Origin of the sequence: Streptomyces sp. NPDC058685 (assembly GCF_042714725.1) — a bacterium.
GTDB lineage: Bacteria > Actinomycetota > Actinomycetes > Streptomycetales > Streptomycetaceae > Streptomyces.
On record NZ_JBHXSL010000022.1, the window covers coordinates 1 to 16,401 of the forward strand.

14 protein-coding genes and 4 pseudogenes are annotated in these 16,401 nt (G+C 71.4%); 7 read left to right on the top strand and 11 right to left on the bottom strand.

The features are described from left to right. Positions 1-71: 71 nt before the first annotated feature. Together ACFWU3_RS19235 and ACFWU3_RS19240 are read right to left on the bottom strand one after the other, a co-directional pair. Positions 72-266 carry a hypothetical protein gene (locus ACFWU3_RS19235; protein WP_313942327.1) on the bottom strand — a complete coding sequence of 65 codons (195 nt, stop codon included), beginning with the start codon at positions 264-266 and terminating at the stop codon, positions 72-74. A gap of 142 nt (positions 267-408) precedes the next feature. Next, on the bottom strand, positions 409-1,023 hold the full coding sequence (locus tag ACFWU3_RS19240; RefSeq protein WP_384438617.1) for a hypothetical protein: 615 nt from the start codon (positions 1,021-1,023) through the stop codon (positions 409-411). A 209-nt stretch (positions 1,024-1,232) separates the two neighbouring features. On the opposite strand from ACFWU3_RS19240, the gene ACFWU3_RS19245 reads away from it, so the two are divergent. Both ACFWU3_RS19245 and ACFWU3_RS19250 read left to right on the top strand, forming a co-directional pair. Continuing rightward, on the top strand, positions 1,233-2,339 hold the full coding sequence (locus ACFWU3_RS19245) for an AI-2E family transporter (protein WP_384438620.1): 1,107 nt from the start codon (positions 1,233-1,235) through the stop codon (positions 2,337-2,339). A gap of 54 nt (positions 2,340-2,393) precedes the next feature. Then, a pseudogene (locus ACFWU3_RS19250) lies at positions 2,394-2,624 on the top strand (alpha/beta hydrolase); the annotation flags it as partial. Positions 2,625-2,636: 12 nt separating this feature from the next. On the opposite strand, the gene ACFWU3_RS19255 reads toward ACFWU3_RS19250, so the two are convergent. The 7 genes and pseudogenes from ACFWU3_RS19255 to ACFWU3_RS19285 all read right to left on the bottom strand — a co-directional run bounded on the left by ACFWU3_RS19255 (position 2,637) and on the right by ACFWU3_RS19285 (position 8,618). Continuing rightward, positions 2,637-4,148 carry a SpoIIE family protein phosphatase gene (locus tag ACFWU3_RS19255; RefSeq protein WP_384438622.1) on the bottom strand — a complete coding sequence of 504 codons (1,512 nt, stop codon included), beginning with the start codon at positions 4,146-4,148 and terminating at the stop codon, positions 2,637-2,639. Positions 4,149-4,390: 242 nt separating this feature from the next. Continuing rightward, entirely contained in the window at positions 4,391-4,675 is a 285-nt protein-coding gene (locus ACFWU3_RS19260; RefSeq protein WP_384438625.1) for a hypothetical protein, read from the bottom strand. Between the two features lie 44 nt (positions 4,676-4,719). Beyond that, positions 4,720-5,037 carry a hypothetical protein gene (locus tag ACFWU3_RS19265; RefSeq protein WP_313942332.1) on the bottom strand — a complete coding sequence of 106 codons (318 nt, stop codon included), beginning with the start codon at positions 5,035-5,037 and terminating at the stop codon, positions 4,720-4,722. 63 nt (positions 5,038-5,100) lie between these two features. Next, complete coding sequence (locus tag ACFWU3_RS19270; protein WP_384438628.1) at positions 5,101-5,838, bottom strand: D-Ala-D-Ala carboxypeptidase family metallohydrolase; 738 nt, start codon at positions 5,836-5,838, stop codon at positions 5,101-5,103. A gap of 39 nt (positions 5,839-5,877) precedes the next feature. Then, positions 5,878-6,213, bottom strand: a complete 336-nt coding sequence (locus tag ACFWU3_RS19275; protein ID WP_384438877.1) for a penicillin-insensitive murein endopeptidase — start codon at positions 6,211-6,213, stop codon at positions 5,878-5,880. 224 nt (positions 6,214-6,437) lie between these two features. Beyond that, positions 6,438-6,905: pseudogene (locus ACFWU3_RS19280) on the bottom strand (peptidoglycan-binding protein); the annotation flags it as partial. Between the two features lie 9 nt (positions 6,906-6,914). Beyond that, positions 6,915-8,618 (bottom strand): glycoside hydrolase domain-containing protein, encoded by a 1,704-nt coding sequence (locus ACFWU3_RS19285; RefSeq protein WP_384438631.1) that lies wholly within the window; start codon positions 8,616-8,618, stop codon positions 6,915-6,917. Positions 8,619-8,748: 130 nt separating this feature from the next. Between ACFWU3_RS19285 and ACFWU3_RS19290 the strand changes: the two genes are divergently transcribed. The 3 genes and pseudogenes from ACFWU3_RS19290 to ACFWU3_RS19300 form a co-directional block, all read left to right on the top strand. Next, positions 8,749-11,823, top strand: coding sequence for a BTAD domain-containing putative transcriptional regulator (locus ACFWU3_RS19290; protein WP_384438634.1), 3,075 nt, complete (start codon positions 8,749-8,751; stop codon positions 11,821-11,823). A 158-nt stretch (positions 11,824-11,981) separates the two neighbouring features. Next, positions 11,982-12,155 (top strand): annotated as a pseudogene (locus ACFWU3_RS19295) (ABC transporter substrate-binding protein); the annotation flags it as partial. Between the two features lie 64 nt (positions 12,156-12,219). After that, positions 12,220-13,113 (top strand): annotated as a pseudogene (locus tag ACFWU3_RS19300) (LLM class flavin-dependent oxidoreductase); the annotation flags it as partial. 53 nt (positions 13,114-13,166) lie between these two features. On the opposite strand, the gene ACFWU3_RS19305 reads toward ACFWU3_RS19300, so the two are convergent. Continuing rightward, complete coding sequence (locus ACFWU3_RS19305; protein ID WP_384438637.1) at positions 13,167-13,913, bottom strand: DUF1838 family protein; 747 nt, start codon at positions 13,911-13,913, stop codon at positions 13,167-13,169. A gap of 546 nt (positions 13,914-14,459) precedes the next feature. Here ACFWU3_RS19305 and ACFWU3_RS19310 point away from each other — a divergent pair. After that, entirely contained in the window at positions 14,460-15,008 is a 549-nt protein-coding gene (locus ACFWU3_RS19310; RefSeq protein WP_384438640.1) for a DUF1062 domain-containing protein, read from the top strand. 105 nt (positions 15,009-15,113) lie between these two features. On the opposite strand, the gene ACFWU3_RS19315 is transcribed toward ACFWU3_RS19310, so the two are convergent. Beyond that, a complete protein-coding gene (locus tag ACFWU3_RS19315; RefSeq protein ID WP_384438643.1) occupies positions 15,114-15,467 on the bottom strand; it encodes a VOC family protein in 354 nt (117 codons plus the stop codon). Positions 15,468-15,664: 197 nt separating this feature from the next. Between ACFWU3_RS19315 and ACFWU3_RS19320 the strand changes: the two genes are divergently transcribed. After that, a complete protein-coding gene (locus tag ACFWU3_RS19320; protein ID WP_384438645.1) occupies positions 15,665-16,369 on the top strand; it encodes a VanZ family protein in 705 nt (234 codons plus the stop codon). Positions 16,370-16,401 lie beyond the last annotated feature (32 nt).

Consider the following 16,401-nt stretch of genomic DNA (forward strand, 5'->3'; position numbering starts at 1 on the left):
CGAAGGCGCGCGGGGGTGGGGTGACCACCCCACCCCGGCGCTCCTTCGGACACGATCGCGGTCCGGTCAGCTCACCGCACGCGCTCAGGTGGTTCGATGACGTGCTGGAAGGCCGTCATGCACGGAAAACAGTGCCGTTCTGTCGAGTACTCCTCCTGGCCCTCGGACCGTCGAAGGCCACAGAGCGTCTTGGTCTTGTCCGGCGCCAGCACGTGCCAGGCGGGATCCTCACCTGCGGCAGTGGCTCCGGCCCACATCTCGTACATGCCTCGGCTCCTCTGGCTAGGCAGCACTCTTCACCTACATGCCACCATGTCCGCCACCGACGAGCGCCTTTTGTTACTCCACCCCGGTGATGCGGGCGCACGGGAGGTTTGACCGGCTCCGCACCGCCCCGGGGCGGACGGGTCACCACTTGTGGGCCACGTCCACGATCAGTTGGTCGCCGGACTGCAGCACCCGGAACGGCAGCCTCGCCCGGACGCCGAGCCCGATCTGTGTGCGCCCTTCGAAGCTCGCGCCGAACCGGGTGTCCTTGAACGTCTTGTACCCGGTCACGTCCACGCCCGGCAGGGACTTTGCGGCCCGTCCGCCGTAGGTCTGACGAAGTGTCACCGGGTCGTAGCTCGGGGCGGAGACATAGACCTCCAGAATGGCGCCTCCGCCGACCGGTATCGGATCGCCCGAGCCGTCCTGGTGGAACGCGTCGACATAGCCGACGTAGTAGCCGAGCTTGCCCGTGGCTCCCTTGACGTCGAAGACCATGCGGTCGTAGCACTCGCCCCGGGACGTCGTCACGTTCCGCAGCGGCTTCGAGTCCGTGTCGACGGCCTGCTTGACGGTGCTGCCCCACACCGTCGAGCACGCGGACGGCGACGGGGCGCCCGATGCCGGCTGTGTCGCGGCTCCCGCGGGTCCCACCGCTGCCACAAGTCCCGCACCCGCCAGCGCAAGTGCCACACCTGTTGTCCAGTAGCGCCGCATGTTCAGCTCCCCCACATCGATGATTTTCCCGTACGTCATGTGAGACGTGCGAACGGCGCGCACGTTGCGCAACTCGCAGCTTTCGGCCACAAAGAGGCCCAAAGCCGCCCTCTTCTCCCATGCGGGGAAGTGCTCAGGGCGGGTGGCAACTCCGTTCGCCGGTACGGCTCGACGACGAGCCACCCACGGCTGTTGCCGAAGGGGCAGCGGATACTGAAGTGCGAGGCACGTACCCATAAGGTGACCCCATGTCTGCCAGGTTGAGCTCCCGAAAAACCGCCGCCGCGCTCCGGACGTCGGCGCGCGTGTCCGCCGAGTTGCTGTTGGTCCTCGTCATGGCCGCGGTGGCCCTGTGGGTACTCGGCCGCATGTGGTCGGTCGTCTGGCCGCTCATAGTGGGCCTGTTCCTCACCACGCTGACGTGGCCCCTGACGCGGTTCCTGCGCCGGCACGGGTGGCGCCCGGCTCTGGCGGCATCGGTCGTCACCGTGCTGTTCCTCCTTGTCGCCGTGGGGGTCGCGGCGCTCATCGCGGTGCCGGTGGCGTCCCAATCGGGTGAGCTGACCGACGGTGTGGTCGAAGGCATCGCGAAGCTGCGCGAGTGGGCCGCCGGGCCGCCGTTGAACATCGGCGACGACGAGATCACCAAAGCCCTCGACTCCGGGGTGGCGCGCCTTCAGGGCAGTGTCGGCAGCATCACCTCCACGGTCGTCACAGGAGTGAGCACCGTGTTCAACGGTGTGGTCACCGCCGTCCTGGCGCTCTTCCTGATGTTCTTCTTCCTCAAGGACGGTCCGCGGTTCCTGCCGTGGCTCACCCGCCAGCTGCCCGGCCGCCTCGCCACCGACATCCCGACCGTGGCCGCGCGTAGTTGGGACACCCTGAGCGCGTTCGTGCGTTCCCAGGCGCTCGTCGGTCTGCTCGACGCCGTGTTCATCGGCCTCGGGCTGTGGATCGTGGGTGTACCGCTGGTACTCCCGCTGGCGGTGCTGACCTTCGTCTCGGCCTTCGTCCCCATCGTGGGCGCCCTGTTCGCCGGGCTGGTCGCGGTACTCATCGCGCTGGTGTCGAACGGCCTCACCGACGCGCTGATCGTGCTGGCGATCATCATCGTGGTGCAGCAACTCGAAGGGAACGTGTTCCAGCCGATCATCCAGAGCCGCGGGCTCGGCCTGCACGCCGCCATGGTGCTGGTGGCCGTGGCGCTCGGCGGCAACCTGGCGGGCGTCGTGGGCAGTCTGCTCGCGGTGCCGGTGGCCGCGCTGATCGCGGTGGTCTGGAACTACGTGCGCGAGCAGCTGAGCGATCCGCCGCCCGCCCCGACGGCGGACGACCCGGCCGCCGTCCCGTCGTAGCGGCAGCGCCACGCGGGACAGGTGTCAGAGCGAGCACCCGAGTGCGGCGGCGAGGGCGTCGAGATACCGCGCGACCGGGCCGATCGCAGCAGCGGCAGGCGGCTCGCGATGCCGGTCGGCGTGCTCCAGCAGGACTGGTGCGCCGCGCTCGGTTTCGACGCGGAGGCGCTGTGGGGCGCCTGGGCACCGCGGCCCCGGCACACATCCGTCGCGTACGGCCATTTCATGGCGGAGGAGGCGCCGGCAGAGGTCGCCGGGGAACTTCGCGCGCTCCTGACCGGCTGAGACGGGCACGGATCAGCTTTCCCCCCTGTGCAGCGAGGGAAGGACCCGGGAGATGAGCAGCGCGACATCGTCGTGGTCCCCGGCGTGACGCAGCGTGCTCAGAAGCAGCTCGCAGGTGTCGTCCAGCGAGCGGTGGGGGTCGTCCAGAAGACCCAGCAGCTCGTCCAGGCAGTCGTCGATGGACACATCCCGCCGCTCGACCAGCCCGTCGGTGTACAGGACGAGCTGATCCCCCGGGTTCAGGTCGATCGTGGTGCTGTGGAAGTGGTTCCCGCCGACGCCGAGCGGGGTTCCGGTGGGCAGGTCCAGCAGCTCGCGCCGTCCGTCGATGCGCAGAACGGCCGGGGGCAGATGGCCGGCGAGGGAGATGCGGCACTGCGCGGAGTGCGGGTCGTAGACGGCGTGGACGCAGGTGGCGATGGTGTCCTGCTCGAGCTCCTCGGTGACGTGGTCGAGATGCCGCAGGATCTGGGCGGGGTCCAGGTCGAGACCTGCCAGGGTGCGGGTCGCGGTGCGGAGCTGCCCCATGTTGGCGGCGGCGTTGACGCCGCTGCCCATGACGTCTCCGACGACGAGGGCGGTCTTGTCGCCGGCGAGCGGGATGACGTCGAACCAGTCACCCCCGATTTCGCTGGCCTTCTCGGCGGGCTGGTAGCGGGCGGCGAGAGCCAGTCCGGGACGTTTCGGCGGCGGGTGCGGCAGCAGGCTGCGCTGGAGCGTGAGCACGGTACGACGCTGTTCCTCCACGGCACGGTGGCGCTCGGTGACGTCCACGCTGGAGGTCACCACCCCCAGCACCTCACCGTTGGGCGCTTCGAGCCGGTGGAAGGAGATCGACCAGGCGTGCTCGTTCTCCGGATCGGCATGGGTGCGGCCGCTGGTGTACTGGTCGAGGACGGGGATGCCGGTGGCCAGGACCTTGCGCATGGTCCCTTCGAAGGTGTCGTCCAGGAAGGGGAGCACTTCGTGGACGGGCCGGCCGACGTGATCGGCGGCGGGTACGCCGTTCATCCGCTCCTCCGCCGGGTTCACCGAGACGTACCGGAGGTCGGTGTCCAGTACGCCCAGACCGATCGGCGACTGGGACACGAGCCGGTTGGAGAGCGCCAGGTCCCGTTCGACCTGGTGCAGCGTGGTCTGGTCGGTGGCGAGCCCCAGGGCGTAGTAGTCACCCTGGTCGTCCAGCAGCCGCATGTTGCGGAACTCCACCAGTCGGGTGCTGCCGTCCTTGTGCCGTACGGGAAAGACCCCGGCCCAGCTCTCGCCGGCCTCCATGACCTGGGCGAACATGCCCAGCGCGGTTTCCCGCTGCTCCTCGTGGATCAGCAGTCGGCCCGCGTACCTGCCGAGCGCCTCGTCCGCGGTGTAGCCGAAGAGCAGCTCGGCCTGCGGGCTCCAGAGATCGATCCTGCCCTCGTCGTCGAGGAGGATCGCCGCCACGTTCAGGACATCGAGGAGGCCGCCCGTCGCGGTGGGGGCCCTCTCCATGCCGGGACCGGCCCGGAAAGACTCGGCTGCACCCACTCCGGGCCTCCTCTCCGCTGGCACCGCCACCGTCGGGTGACACTGCGCCGATCCGAGCCGCTGCCCGGTTTGCGCGTCTTTGCCACCTCTATCGTCCCCCTCAAACGGCAGCTTCGGCACTGGCGGCGGGCGCGAGCCCCCCGGACGGCGTGCGGAGCGGCCCCGGAGACCGGGGCCGCTCCTTGTGGGTCATCACCGTCGGTGACCGGAATGAGCCGTCGGCCTGCCGGTGACCGGTCCGGTCAGCAGAACCATCCGTTCTGGACCCAGCCGCGCCGGTTGATGTCCCCGTAGGCGAAGCCGTACACCCAGTCCCCGTTCACTTTCTCGACGAGGAAGGTCTGGCCGCGGTAGAGCGTGCCCATCCACGCTCCGTGCGGCGCGGTCACACGGACGAAGAGATCGGTGGCACAGACGGTCTCGCGTTCGCCCACCGTCCCGTTCGCGGCCTGGGCGGGTGTGACGGTCAGGGCGGCGGCGAGCGCGAGGCCGAGGACGGCGACAACGCGCAGGGGCGTGCGTTTCATCGGTGACTCCTTCGTGGGTGCCGGACTGCTCGGACGCCGGAGGACTACCAGGAGCCGAAGCCGCCGAGGCACTCCTGACGGACGTAGCCCCAGTCGTTGGGGCCGAAGTCGAAGGTCGCCGCCCAGCCGTTGTAGACCGGGTGCGCTCCCCGGGTGTGCCCGACCTTGTTGCCGCGCAGCAGGGTGCGCTTCAGGCCGGTCGGTCCGTGCGCGCTGTCGTAGTTGTCGTAGAAGCTCGCGCTGTCGCAGACGATGACGGCATGGTCCGGCGTCGTGGGATCCGCGTGCGCCGTCGACGAGGTGGCGACGAGTGATCCCGCTACGAGAGCGCAGGCCACGGCGGCCTGTCCGATGGTCTTCATGCACGTGCTCCCTGTGCGGTGGGTGGGGTGCTTCGAGGAGACGGGCGCTTGGATCGCTGCCGGTCAGATGCCGCAGGAGGACGCGGACCAGAAGCGGGAGGGGCGGTGGTCGACGTGTGCGTGGTCGTTGTGGGCGGGGTAGCCCGGGCCGAGGATGCCGTTGAATCCATGGCTCCTGGCCTGCTGGGCGAGCTTGCACAGCGTGTGCGGGCCGGCGCCGAGGTCCGCCGCGTCGCCGTAGAGGTGGCGGCTGCCGGCCGCGCCCCCGACGGCGTTGTTGCAGGCGGTGGAGCGGAATCCGCTGGTGACCCGGAGGGGCTGGTCACCCAGTGCGTGCCGCATGGCCTCCAGCTTCCACATCGTGCGCAGTGCATTGGACTTGGCAGTGCCGGCGGAGACCGCGCCACCGGCCCAGGTGGTGTTGCAGGTGTTCAGTTCGGCGTAGGAGAAGTGCACGGGCGTGCAGTCGTTGTCCTGAAGGGCGTAGATCCGCTCGAAGGTGGCGGGGCCGGCGATCCCGTCGGCGGGCAGACCGTATGCCTGCTGGAACCGGGTCACGGCCGCCTTGGTGGCGGGCCCGAAGTCGCCGTCGATGCCGAGGACGCCTCCGTAACCGGGATATCCGGCGACACGGATCTGCAGCTCGGTCACGTCGGCGCCGGAGGCGCCCTGCGAGAGGGTGCGGTTCCAGGTGTAGCAGCCGTCCGCGTGAGCCGATCCCGCGGTGGCGAGCGAGCCGGCGAGCAGACCGGCCGCGAGCAGGACCAGGGCGAGAACGGATCTGACGATGCGGTGGGTCATGGGACCTCCAGGTCCGAAGTGCGTGCGGGGGGACGGGGATCAGCAGACGTAGAGGCTGTTGGGGTGGACCTTTTCGCAGTACCGGATGTGCAGATGGTTGTCGTGTCCGGCGTACTGCGTGGTCAGTCCCTCGGAGATGAGCTGCGGGTCGTTGAAGAAGACGAGCGCGACGTGGCCGGGGGCGGCGGCGCGGAGGGCTTGGACGAGGCTGCGGGTGGCGGCCCGGTCGTACGTGGCGGACTGCCAGGTGATGCGGGAGCCGGTGGTGCACTGGGCCGAGTCGGTGCGCACCGGCCAGAGGTCGATGTCGAGGCCGACGCGGTGGCTGGCGTGTCCGTTGATGGCTCCCCCGTGTTCGAAGCCGGCGTCACCCACGGGCCCCTGCCGTTGCCGGTGGCGGCGAAGGAGGCTGCCGCGGCTTCGAGTTGGGCGACGGCCGCGCCCGTGGCCCAGTTGGCTGTGGTGTTGCCGTCCGGATCGACGTCGCAGAGCCCGCTGCCGGAGCCGAAGGCTGCGTACTCGTAGTGCCACAGAAGGTTCTTCCAGGTGTCCGGCCCGACGATGCCGTCGGCGGTGAGTCCTGCGTGGGTCTGGAATGCCTTGACGGCGGCGGTGGTCGCGGCGGTGAAGCTCCCGTCGACGGACAGCCCGGCGCTGCGTTTGGCGTTGAGCAGGGACTGCACGCCCTTGACCGCGGGTCCGGTGTCGCCGGCCCGTACGGTGACGAACAGCCGCGCCCAGGTGGCGGGGCCGACGATCCCGTCGACGCCCAGACCCTCGGCGCTCTGGAAGGCCCGGACGGATCCGGCGGTCCCGGAGCCGAAGATCCCGTCGGCGGTCTCGCTCCGGCCGTGCGCGGTCAGCAGGTGCTGAAGGGCGACGACGTCGGCTCCTCGGTTGCCCGCGCTCTGTGTCGGGGTGAATGCCTGGGGGAATGCCTGGGCCGGGACGCCGACACCGGTCAGAAGGAGGACGGCGGCGGCGATGAACAGCCAGGCGCGCCAGGGGAGTCGGCCGTGGACGCGGAGCCCGTGCCGGATGCCGCGCGCCGTGAATGTGGGCTGCATGGCGTGTCCCTACTTCCCTGACTGGAGTGCCGACCAGGTGGCCGGGCCGGCGATGCCGTCCGCGGAGAGCCCACGGGAGGACTGGTAGTCGCGGACGGCCGCTTCCGTACCCGCGCCGAACGCACCGTCGATGCCGACCGTGCGGCCGAGCGCCGCGGTGAGGGCGCGCTGGATCCGCGTCACGGCTTCTCCCGTCGATCCGGTGCGGATGAGCGGGGTGGAGCCCCGGGAGAGCAGGGCCGTCCAGGTCTTCGGCCCGGTGATGCCGTCGCCGGGGAGCCCGCGGGCGGTCTGGAAGGAGCGGACGGCGGCCGACGTGCCCGCGTCGTAGGTACCCGTGGGTGTGCCCGCGCCCGGGTCGTGTCCGGCGCTCCTGAGCAGACATTGGGCCGCCCTGACCGGGCTGCCCGTGGAGCCGGACGTCAGTGTCGGATACGCGGTGAAGCTGAGGTTGGTGGTGGCACAGCCGGTGGGTGACGTCGTGGCCGTCCGCACGTCGAGATAGTTGCGGTCGATGCTGACGGTGACGCCGCCCCAGGTCTCGGATACATCGCCCGCGTACTGGTGGATGCGCTGATGGTCGGCCCAGGAGCCGGCGGGGACGTACGTGCCGGTGTTGGTGTCGGCGGCGTTGTTCCACCAGGCGTACCAGATGTGGTCGACGCGGCTGTAGGCGCTGTTGTCGTACTCGGTGGCCGCGTCCCGGATGCCCGACGAGGCACTGGAGTAGAGGCCGGAGAGGTATCCCCGGGCGTGCAGCGCATCGGTCCAGCCGGACAGGTAGGACAGCACGGACGCCTTGCACGAGGCGGTGGACGGATAGCCCTCGATGTCGCTGTAGAGGGCGCTGCCCGCGGGGATGCCGAGCGACTGCGCGGCGGCCACGGAGGCGTCGGCCGCGGTGGCTCCCTGGGACCGGGCGGTGGCCGGCGTGGTGGACATCTTGTTGGAGAAGGTGGAACACGGGGCCTGTTTCCCGACGTCGATGGGCATGAGCCGCCATCCCCTGGCGGTCTGGTCCGTCACCCAGTTCGCCGTGAGGTTGGGCTGACCGCAGGCCCGGGTCGCTCCGCTGATGTAGACGCCGACGGCGCGGTAGGGGGAACTCGCGTACCAGGCGTTCATGGTGGCGGCGGAGGGCGCGGCGCAGGCGTCGAAACCCTTGCCGGCGAAGGTGCCGGGCTGGGGTCCGGCGGCGGCCAGGGGTGCGGCGTCGGCGCGGTTCGGCACCGGGGTTCGCTCGGCTCCGGGGGCCAGCGTCGCGGAGTCGAGGACACGGCGTACGGCCGGCTCGGTCTCGGGTGTGTGGGCCGTGGTGACGAGCACTCCGGCGTCCTCGACGGCGACCTTGATCTCGGCATTGCGGGACACCGGCGTCGTGGCCACGGCCGTGCCCCTGACCGCACGCGCCGTCGCGCCGGTGATCCGCTGCGCGGAGGAGGCGTCGAGCGGTTCGACGAGCAGGCCGGCGGTTCGCCCCACGAGGTGCGCCGGGCAGCTGCTGCGCGCGCCGGGGCGGCCGAGGTAGACCGTGGGGCGGTCGAAGCGGATGCACGCGTCGGGCCGCTCCGTGAGGTCGACGACCTGCCAGCTCGCCGGTACCTCGATCTCGTAGCCGTGGTAACCCACCGTACGCGTACCGCTGTTCACCGGATCGGCTCCGGCGGGCGCCACGGCCGCCCCGCCCACCAGGGCCAGGAGCGTCGCTGCCACCGACCACAGACGTCGGCACCTGACTGAACGCGGTTCCATCAGCGGTCTCCTGTCCGGTTCCCGGAAGTGGAGATCTGTGTCTACCGGGCGGTAGTAGCACGGTGGTTGCGCGACGGTAGCGCGGCTTGGCATGCTCACATCGGCCACTGGCAGGCAGTCCCGGGCCACGGCCGCACGATCCGAGCGCGACCTGGGCGGTGTGATGCGCTACCGAATCCTCGGGCGGCTGGAAGTCTTCGACGGCACGCGGTGGACGTCCGTGAACGCGGCGAAACAGCGTGCGGTCCTGGGACTTCTGCTCATCGACGCCAACCACTTCGTCTCCGCCGATTCCCTGATCCACGAGCTGTGGGGCGATCAGGTCCCGAGCTCGGCGGCGAAGTCCCTCCAGGTGTACGTGCACCGGCTCCGGAAGGTTCTCGGCACGGCGCAGGGCAGACTGCTCACCCGTTCCGGGGGCTATGAACTCTCCCTGCGCGCCGGCGAGTCGGACGCGGAGCGGTTCGCCGCCCTCACAACCGCCGGTCGCGCCGCCCTGGCCGACGGGCAGGCGGAGGAGGCTGTGCGCGTCCTGTCCGAAGCCCTGGAGCTGTGGCGTGGTCGGGCCCTCGGCGACGTCCTGCCCACCCCGTCGGTGCTGGCCGAATCCGCGCGGCTGGAGGAGTGCCGGCTCACGGCCCGCCAGGCTCTCGCCGAAGCGAAACTCGCCGCGGGCATGCACGGTGAGGTGGCAGCCGAACTGGGCGCCCTGCTCGCGGAACAGCCCCTGCACGAGTCACTGTGGGCCACGTTGATGATCGCCCTGCATCGCTCGGGACGCCGGTCGGACGCCCTGCACGCGTTCGCCTCGGCGCGGCGCCTCCTGCACGAGGAACTGGGCGTCGCCCCGGGTGCGGGGCTCCAGGAGGCGCTGAGGGCCGTACTCGACGACACCGAACCCCGGGCCGCCAAGCCGGTCTGCCAACTGCCGCCCACCGTCCCGGACTTCGTCGGCCGGCAGACGCACCTCGACCAGGCGCTCGGCCTGCTCGGCGGACCGGCCGCGGGGGCGCCGCGCATCGTCGTCGTCACGGGTGTCGCCGGGGCCGGCAAGAGCGCGTTCGCGGTGCACGCCGCGCATCTGTTGCGCGACGCGTTCCCCGACGGCCAGCTGTACGCCGATCTGCGCACCTCCGCACAGCATCCGGCCGAGCCCGGCGACATCCTCTTCTCACTGCTGCGCACTCTCGGGGTGAGCGGCGGCGCCATCCCCGACGGGCTCGAGGAACGGTCCCGCCGCTACCGGGCCGAACTCGCCGACCGCCGCGTCCTCGTCGTCCTCGACAACGCCCACAGCGAACGGCAGGTGCGCCCCCTGCTGCCCGGCACCGACGACAGTGCCGTCCTCGCCACCAGCCGCAGCGCACTGGCGGGCCTGGAAGGCGCCCGCCGCCTCGACCTCGGGCTGCTTCCCGACGCCGAGGCGCACACCCTCCTGGCCCGCGCGGTCGGCGACGACCGCACCCGGCGCTCCCCCGAAGCCGCCGCGCGCATCGTCCGCCAGTGCGGGAACCTGCCCCTCGCGCTGCGTATCGTCGGAGCACGGCTGGCCACCCGCTCCCATCTGTCCGCCGGCCGCATCGCGGACGCCCTCGCGGACGAACGGCGGCGCCTGGACGAGCTGATCGCCGGAGATCTGGCGGTACGGGCCAGTGTCTCGCTGAGCTACGCGGCCCTCGAACCGAGCGCGGAGCGCGCCTTCCGACTGCTCGGCCTGCTCTCCGCCCCCACCGTTCCCGGCTGGGTCCTCGGCGCGCTCCTCGACTGCGGGCCCGCGGAGGCGGAACGCGCCCTGGACCGCCTCGTCGACAACCGGCTGCTGGACGTCGCCGCGCCCGACGCCACCGGCGAACCCCGCTTCCGTATGCACAACCTCGTACAGCTGTGTGCGCAGGAGCAGGCCGCCGTGCACGAGCCGCCGCACGAACAGAACGCCGCGCTCGCCCGGGTCTGCACCGCCTATCTGCATCTCGCGCAGCGCGCCGACCGGGCCCTCGCCTCCGGCTTCGCGGGCCCCGTGCCGACACTGCCGGCCACCTGGCACCCGCCCGCCGCCGACCGTCTGCCGGCCGGGCCGCTCGCCTGGCTGAGCGCGGAACGCACCACGGTCTGTGCGCTGGTGCGCCAGGCCGAGCCCGGCACGGCGTGGCGGCTCGCCGCCGCACTCGCCGACTCCTTCGAGTCGGCCGCGCACTTCAACGACTGGCGCGACACCCACGAGACAGCGCTGGCGGCCGCACACGCGGCGGGCGACCGGCTCGGCGAAGCAGTCATGCACCGGGGCCTCGGTGAACTCAACACCGCCCAGGACCGCTACAGCGAGGCCATCACCAGCTTCCAGCGGTCGCTGGACGCCTACGCCCTGCGCGGGCGGCCCGACCCGGGCGAGGCGGCAGCGGCCGTGGGCCTCGGTGTCCTGCTGCGGCTGCGCGGCCGGTACCGGGAGGCCGCCTGCCGGCTGGAACAGGGGATATCCGCCGCGCGGGAGACGGGCAACGGGCACGCCGAGGCCTACGCGCTGTGCGCACTCGGCACCGTACATCTGGAACGGGGCGAGACCGCCGCGGCCCGCATCGCCTTCGGCCGCTCGCTCATGCTCTCGCGCACCGCGGGCTATCGCCGGGGCGAGTTCTCGGCACAGCGCTGCCTCGGCCTCGTCGAACTCGCCGTCGGCCGGCTCGCCGCCGCCCGGGAACGGCTGGAGACGGCCCACCGGATCGCCACCGGGCAGGGAAACCACGTCGGCGAGGTGCACGTCCTCCAATGGCTCGGCCACCTCACCGACGTGCACGGTGACACGGAACGCGCCGAGGGCATCCTCGACGGATGCCTGGCCGCGTACCGCCGGTTCGGCGAACGCTTCGGTGAGGCCATCACCCTGCGGGCGCTGGCCGATCTGCACCTGCACGCGGGACGCCGGCCCGCGGCCATGGAAAGCGCCCGGCAGTCGCTGGCGATCTGGCGGCGGCTCGATTCCCCGTACTGGACCGCCCGTACGCTCGATGTCCTCGCCGACATCCACGAGGAGGACGGCCCCGGCGAGCGGGCCCGTCACGAGGCGAATGCCCTGCGCGCCTCCCTCGGCCTCTCCCCGGACCTGCGCCCGGCGCTCACGCCCTCCCGGCGCCGGCTGGGCGGGCACCTGGCTCCGGCGGCCACGCACTGAGCGAGAGCTTCCGCAGCCGCGACAGGTGCCGCCCGCCCCGAGACGCGTCCCACGCGGCCGGCGCCGAGTGCCCCGACGCGCCGCCGCCGGTCATCGCGTTCTCGTTCCCCCGGGCTTCCTGCCTGTGACCTGCGGTCACAGGATGAAAGCCCGTCGGCACAGGCCCGTTCACCTTCGTCTCGCAGAAGGAGGGCCTGCAGATCGAACTGGCCGGCAACAAGCGCTACCGGCGGGGAGCGCCCAAGCTCGACAAGCTGGTGATCAAGTCGCTCCCGGACGCCGCGGCCCGCACCGCTGCCCTGCGCTCGGGGGACGTGAACCGGATCTCGTAGGACTGCACCACGAGGGCGCTGTCCAGGCCGTCCTCCTCGTTCTCCCCCAGTTCGTGGCCCGCACCCCTGGCTGGTGGCCGCGTGGGCGCTCGCGGCCACCAGCCGGTTGCGTGTCGCCGTGGCCCACCGGGCGGGAACCACGGCGCCGACCGCGGCGGCCCGGTCGCTCGCCACGCCGGACAGACTCTCCGGTGGTCGCGCGGCGGCCCATGTGATCGTCGGGTCGAGCGACGCGGACGTCCTGCGCGACGGCGACCCGTTGGGGAAGTCCGATCGCTACCGGCGGGCAGGAGAGTATCTGGAGGTCTTCCGGCGCTCTCTGACGGAGCGACAGAGCTTCGACCACGAGGGCGAGTTCTACTCGGTCCGGGATGCCCTGTCAGGACTGCGCCCCGAGCCGCGCGCCGAACTGCTGTCGTTCGGCGGCTCTTCGCCGGAAGGGCTCGACCTCGCGGCCCGGCACGCCGAGGCGTACGCGATCGCAACGCTTCCGGTGCCGGCCACGCGCCGCCGTATCGCGGAGGTCCGGTCCGCTGCGGCTGAGCACGGCCGGACGCTGCGCATCTGGCGGCACATCACTCTCGTGCTCGGTCCCGGCGACGAGGAGGCCGCCGCACGGGCGCGGCGGATCACCCGGGACGCGCTGCGCCTCACCGCCGGCCCGGACTCGGCGCGCTGGACGGAGGCGGTCCAGCCGGACCGGGACCGCGAACGCGGCCGGTCCGACCCGGCACGCGGACCCGAGCAGGTGGTGGCCTGCATCCGCCGGTCCCTCGCCGCCGCCTTCGTCGGCTCCCCGGACAGTGTGGCCGAACGCATCGGCGTACTGCGGTCGGCAGGGGTGGACATCGTCCAACTCGACATGGCCGTCGAGACGGACGAGGACCGCGAGCTGCGCCGCGCCCTGGTGGACCGGCTCCGGTCTCCCCATTCGGCCGGCCGCCGGCGTGGCTGGTAGCGCGGCCCGCCACGACGGGTGTGCAAGCCGCCGGCTGCGAGGTGGCCGGCCCGCTACTGCGGCGGGTTGAGCTTGCGGAAGTACGTCCAGCTCGTCTCGTTCGGCTCGCTCCACTTCTCCGGTGCCTCGGCGAACTCCGGGTGACGGTCGGCGATGTAGGCACGGGTGCGCTCGGGGACCTCCGCGTACGAGCCGAGCTTGCGGCCCCGGCAGTGGAAGGTGAGGCCGCCCGGCCGCTGCCCGCGGGCCATCCAGGGGAGCCAGGGGGACATGCGGCTCCACGACATGGTGGCCGGCACGCTGGGCTCCGGGCCGGCCAGGTCGGCGCGGTCGGCGAAGAACTGGAAGAGCTCCAGGGCCTTGTAGGTGTCGCCGGCCGAGTGGACGGGGTACTGGGCCACCGGCAGCGGCGAGGGGTAGGCGAGCGGGATCTCCAGACTGAAGCAGACCTGCCCGCCGAGCTCGGTCGTCGGAATCGGGAAAGGTCGCCACCGCTGATTGGCCGGATCGTTCCAGACGTGCACGACCGGCAGGTCCTCCCAGGTCTCCAGGATCTCGCGGGTCGCGGGGTCCAGGTAGAAGGCGGCCTCGCGGGTGAGCAGTTGGTAGGCGTCCGGTCCGGCATCGGGGTCCTGGACCAGACGGGCGACGTTGAGCCCTTCGAAGCCGAAGACACGCCGGTAGGGCTCGTCAGGAGCCCAGGAGTAGACGTCGCCGGACCACCAGAAGGTCACCTGCGTGCCGTCGAGCGAAGCACGGGTGCGGGCGAAGGAGCGGAACAACTCAGCGGGTGTGGTCATACGGACTACCCTGCGCCCTCGCCACCGCGGGGAAACACGCGGGTCGGACGCCGGATCGTCCGCGTCGGCCCGGGTACCCGACCCCAGGAGACCGACGCGATCGCCCCGGGGTCGCGTCATCGCTGTTCGCCGATCGCCTCGCCTCGCCTCGCCTCGCCTCGCCTGGCATCGCATCGCCTCGCCTGGCATCGCATCGCATCGCATCAGATCACGGTCAACGACCCGCGGCAGGTGCTCCATCAGCGGGAGACCGCGCGCAACGCGGTGCTGACCGGCCCCGATCCGGAAGGCATCCCGTTCCCGGTGAGCAGGGGGTCGGGGGGCGGCCGGGGACGATGAGCCCCGCCCGGCTCGAACCGTCGGGCCGGAAAACCGGTGGAGCGGCACAACCGCGCGCCACTACCGTGCTGCCGAACCAAGTCGTCTGGGCAAGGACGTGCCGTTGTACACCCTGTGAGACCTCCCGAGCGCTGAATCGTCGCGCGTCGCACCTGTGCGCCGCGCTCCTTTTTGCTGCGGACTTCTCACTGAAACCGGTGTACTTCTGTGCTCAACAACTGGGTGGTCACGCCCACCTGCCTGCCGCTCGTCCTCCGCCGATGCCACGCGTGCGCGTCCCCGCGCTTCCGGGCGAGCGGGAAATTCCGCGTCAACGCGAACCACAAGATGATCGACGCCTGGCTCCTCGTGCTCTGCACCGCTTGCGGGGACACGGCGAAGCTCACGGTCCTGGAGCGGGTGAGTGTGCGCTCCGTACGGCCTGAGCTGTTGGACCGGTTGCACGACAACGACCCCGGTCTGACAGCCGAACTGCTTCAGGATCCGCTCGTACTGCGCCGCAACCGCATCGCCCTCGACTGGGACAACGCCTGGCGCCTCGACACCGGCGGATCGGATCATCTGGACCGCGAGGTGATCGACATCTCGGTCCGCTTCGCGGCCAGGATCCCCGTCCGGCCGGTGCGGCTGATCGCCGAAGGGTGCGGTCTTCCGCGGGCCGAGGTGGAGAGGCTGATCACGGAGGGGAAGCTCGTGTCGGCGGTCCGGCTGGGCGGCAGGCTCTCCGGCGACTTCACCTTCACGCTGAAGCGCTGAGCCCTGCTCGAGGACCAGGGCCTGTCCGGCGCATCCTGCCGGACAGACCTTGGGCCTCGGAGCACGCCGACTGGCCGGCGTGCATGCGGAGTTGAGACAGCCGGCTCACTGCCGCCGCTGTCCGAGGACACAGAACTCGTTGCCCTCGGGGTCCGCCAGGACAACCCACGACTGCTCACCCTGGCCGATGTCGACATGCTGTGCGCCATGGGCCACAAGTCGCGCCACCTCGGCGGCCTGGTCGTCGGGCCTGAAGTCGAGATGCAGTCGGCTCTTCGCCGACTTGGCCTCATCCACCCGGACAAAGTCCAGCCCCGGCAGGCGATCCGGCGCCGGGCGGATCTCGAACTCGTCATCGGAGGAGTGGACCACAACCCAGCCCAGAGCCTCGGCCCACCACTGCCCCAACGCCACCGGGTCTACCGAGTGGACGATTGCCTGCTCCCATTCCAAGGTCATCCGCAGAGCTTAGACCAGCGCTGTGCGCGTCGTCGGAGCGGCCGACTCATGGGCCCTGAGCCCGAGAACGCCTCGTCCGGCGGCCTCCTGTTCCGAGAGGGCCCGCTTGTCGTGGGCGTCATGTCGTGGGCGTCATGTCGTGGGCGTATCGAAAACCGCATACGCCACCGCAACGGCCCTCCGTCTCCCATGAGGGTATGAACCACAACGCTTCCCTGTCCGCACCGGCCCGCCGCGCGCGCGGGATCGTGCTCATCGGCCTGGCGGTCCTCGCCCTGGCCGGCGTCCTGTACGTCCTGTGGCGGCCGCTCATGATGTCCGCTCCGATGTGCATGTCCGGACGCTGGCACGGCTGCTTCGACACCTTCAACGGTGTGGTGCTCATGACGCTGGTCGCACTGCCGTTGGCCGCACTGGTGGTGTGGGCTCTCGCGCACCGCCGGCGGGACGCGGGAGTCGCCTCGGCCTGGCGGATGTCGCTGGCCGAGGTGGGCATGGTCCACGGGACGGTGCCGTTCCTGTGGCTGACCATGATGCCGGGCGGCGGGGCGGGCGACGCCCCCGCCCGGGTGAGCCTGGTGCCGCTGCGCGACCTGGCCACGATGGGATCCGTCGGGATCGCCGGCAACCTGCTGGTCTTCGCGTCGCTGGGGTTCTTCGCCCCGATGCGGTTCGCGGCGCCGGCGTCCGTGCCACGAATCCTGGCGCTCGGGGCGGCCTGCTCGGTCCTCGTCGAAACCGCGCAGTACGTCCTGCGGCTGGACCGGGTGTCCTCCGTCGACGACGTCCTGGTCAATGCCGCCGGCGCCGTGCTGGCCGCCCTGGCGTCGCGCCGCTGGTGGCGCACTGCGGAGGAAGCGCCGTCGGACCCGCCCCGGCCCGTGATGACCCCGGCGGGCTGAGTCATCGGTCCGGTGGGCCCGGGTCCTCGCAT

Excerpts from the sequence above, each read along its gene's own strand:
- ACFWU3_RS19305 (WP_384438637.1), bottom strand. The coding sequence starts at position 13,913 with ATGACCACACCCGCTGAGTTGTTCCGCTCCTTCGCCCGCACCCGTGCT.
- ACFWU3_RS19245 (WP_384438620.1), top strand. The coding sequence starts at position 1,233 with ATGTCTGCCAGGTTGAGCTCCCGAAAAACCGCCGCCGCGCTCCGGACG.
- ACFWU3_RS19315 (WP_384438643.1), bottom strand. The coding sequence starts at position 15,467 with ATGACCTTGGAATGGGAGCAGGCAATCGTCCACTCGGTAGACCCGGTG.
- ACFWU3_RS19235 (WP_313942327.1), bottom strand. The coding sequence starts at position 266 with ATGTACGAGATGTGGGCCGGAGCCACTGCCGCAGGTGAGGATCCCGCC.
- ACFWU3_RS19265 (WP_313942332.1), bottom strand. The coding sequence starts at position 5,037 with ATGAAGACCATCGGACAGGCCGCCGTGGCCTGCGCTCTCGTAGCGGGA.
- ACFWU3_RS19320 (WP_384438645.1), top strand. The coding sequence starts at position 15,665 with ATGAACCACAACGCTTCCCTGTCCGCACCGGCCCGCCGCGCGCGCGGG.
- ACFWU3_RS19260 (WP_384438625.1), bottom strand. The coding sequence starts at position 4,675 with ATGAAACGCACGCCCCTGCGCGTTGTCGCCGTCCTCGGCCTCGCGCTC.
- ACFWU3_RS19290 (WP_384438634.1), top strand. The coding sequence starts at position 8,749 with ATGCTCACATCGGCCACTGGCAGGCAGTCCCGGGCCACGGCCGCACGA.
- ACFWU3_RS19270 (WP_384438628.1), bottom strand. The coding sequence starts at position 5,838 with ATGACCCACCGCATCGTCAGATCCGTTCTCGCCCTGGTCCTGCTCGCG.
- ACFWU3_RS19240 (WP_384438617.1), bottom strand. The coding sequence starts at position 1,023 with ATGACGTACGGGAAAATCATCGATGTGGGGGAGCTGAACATGCGGCGC.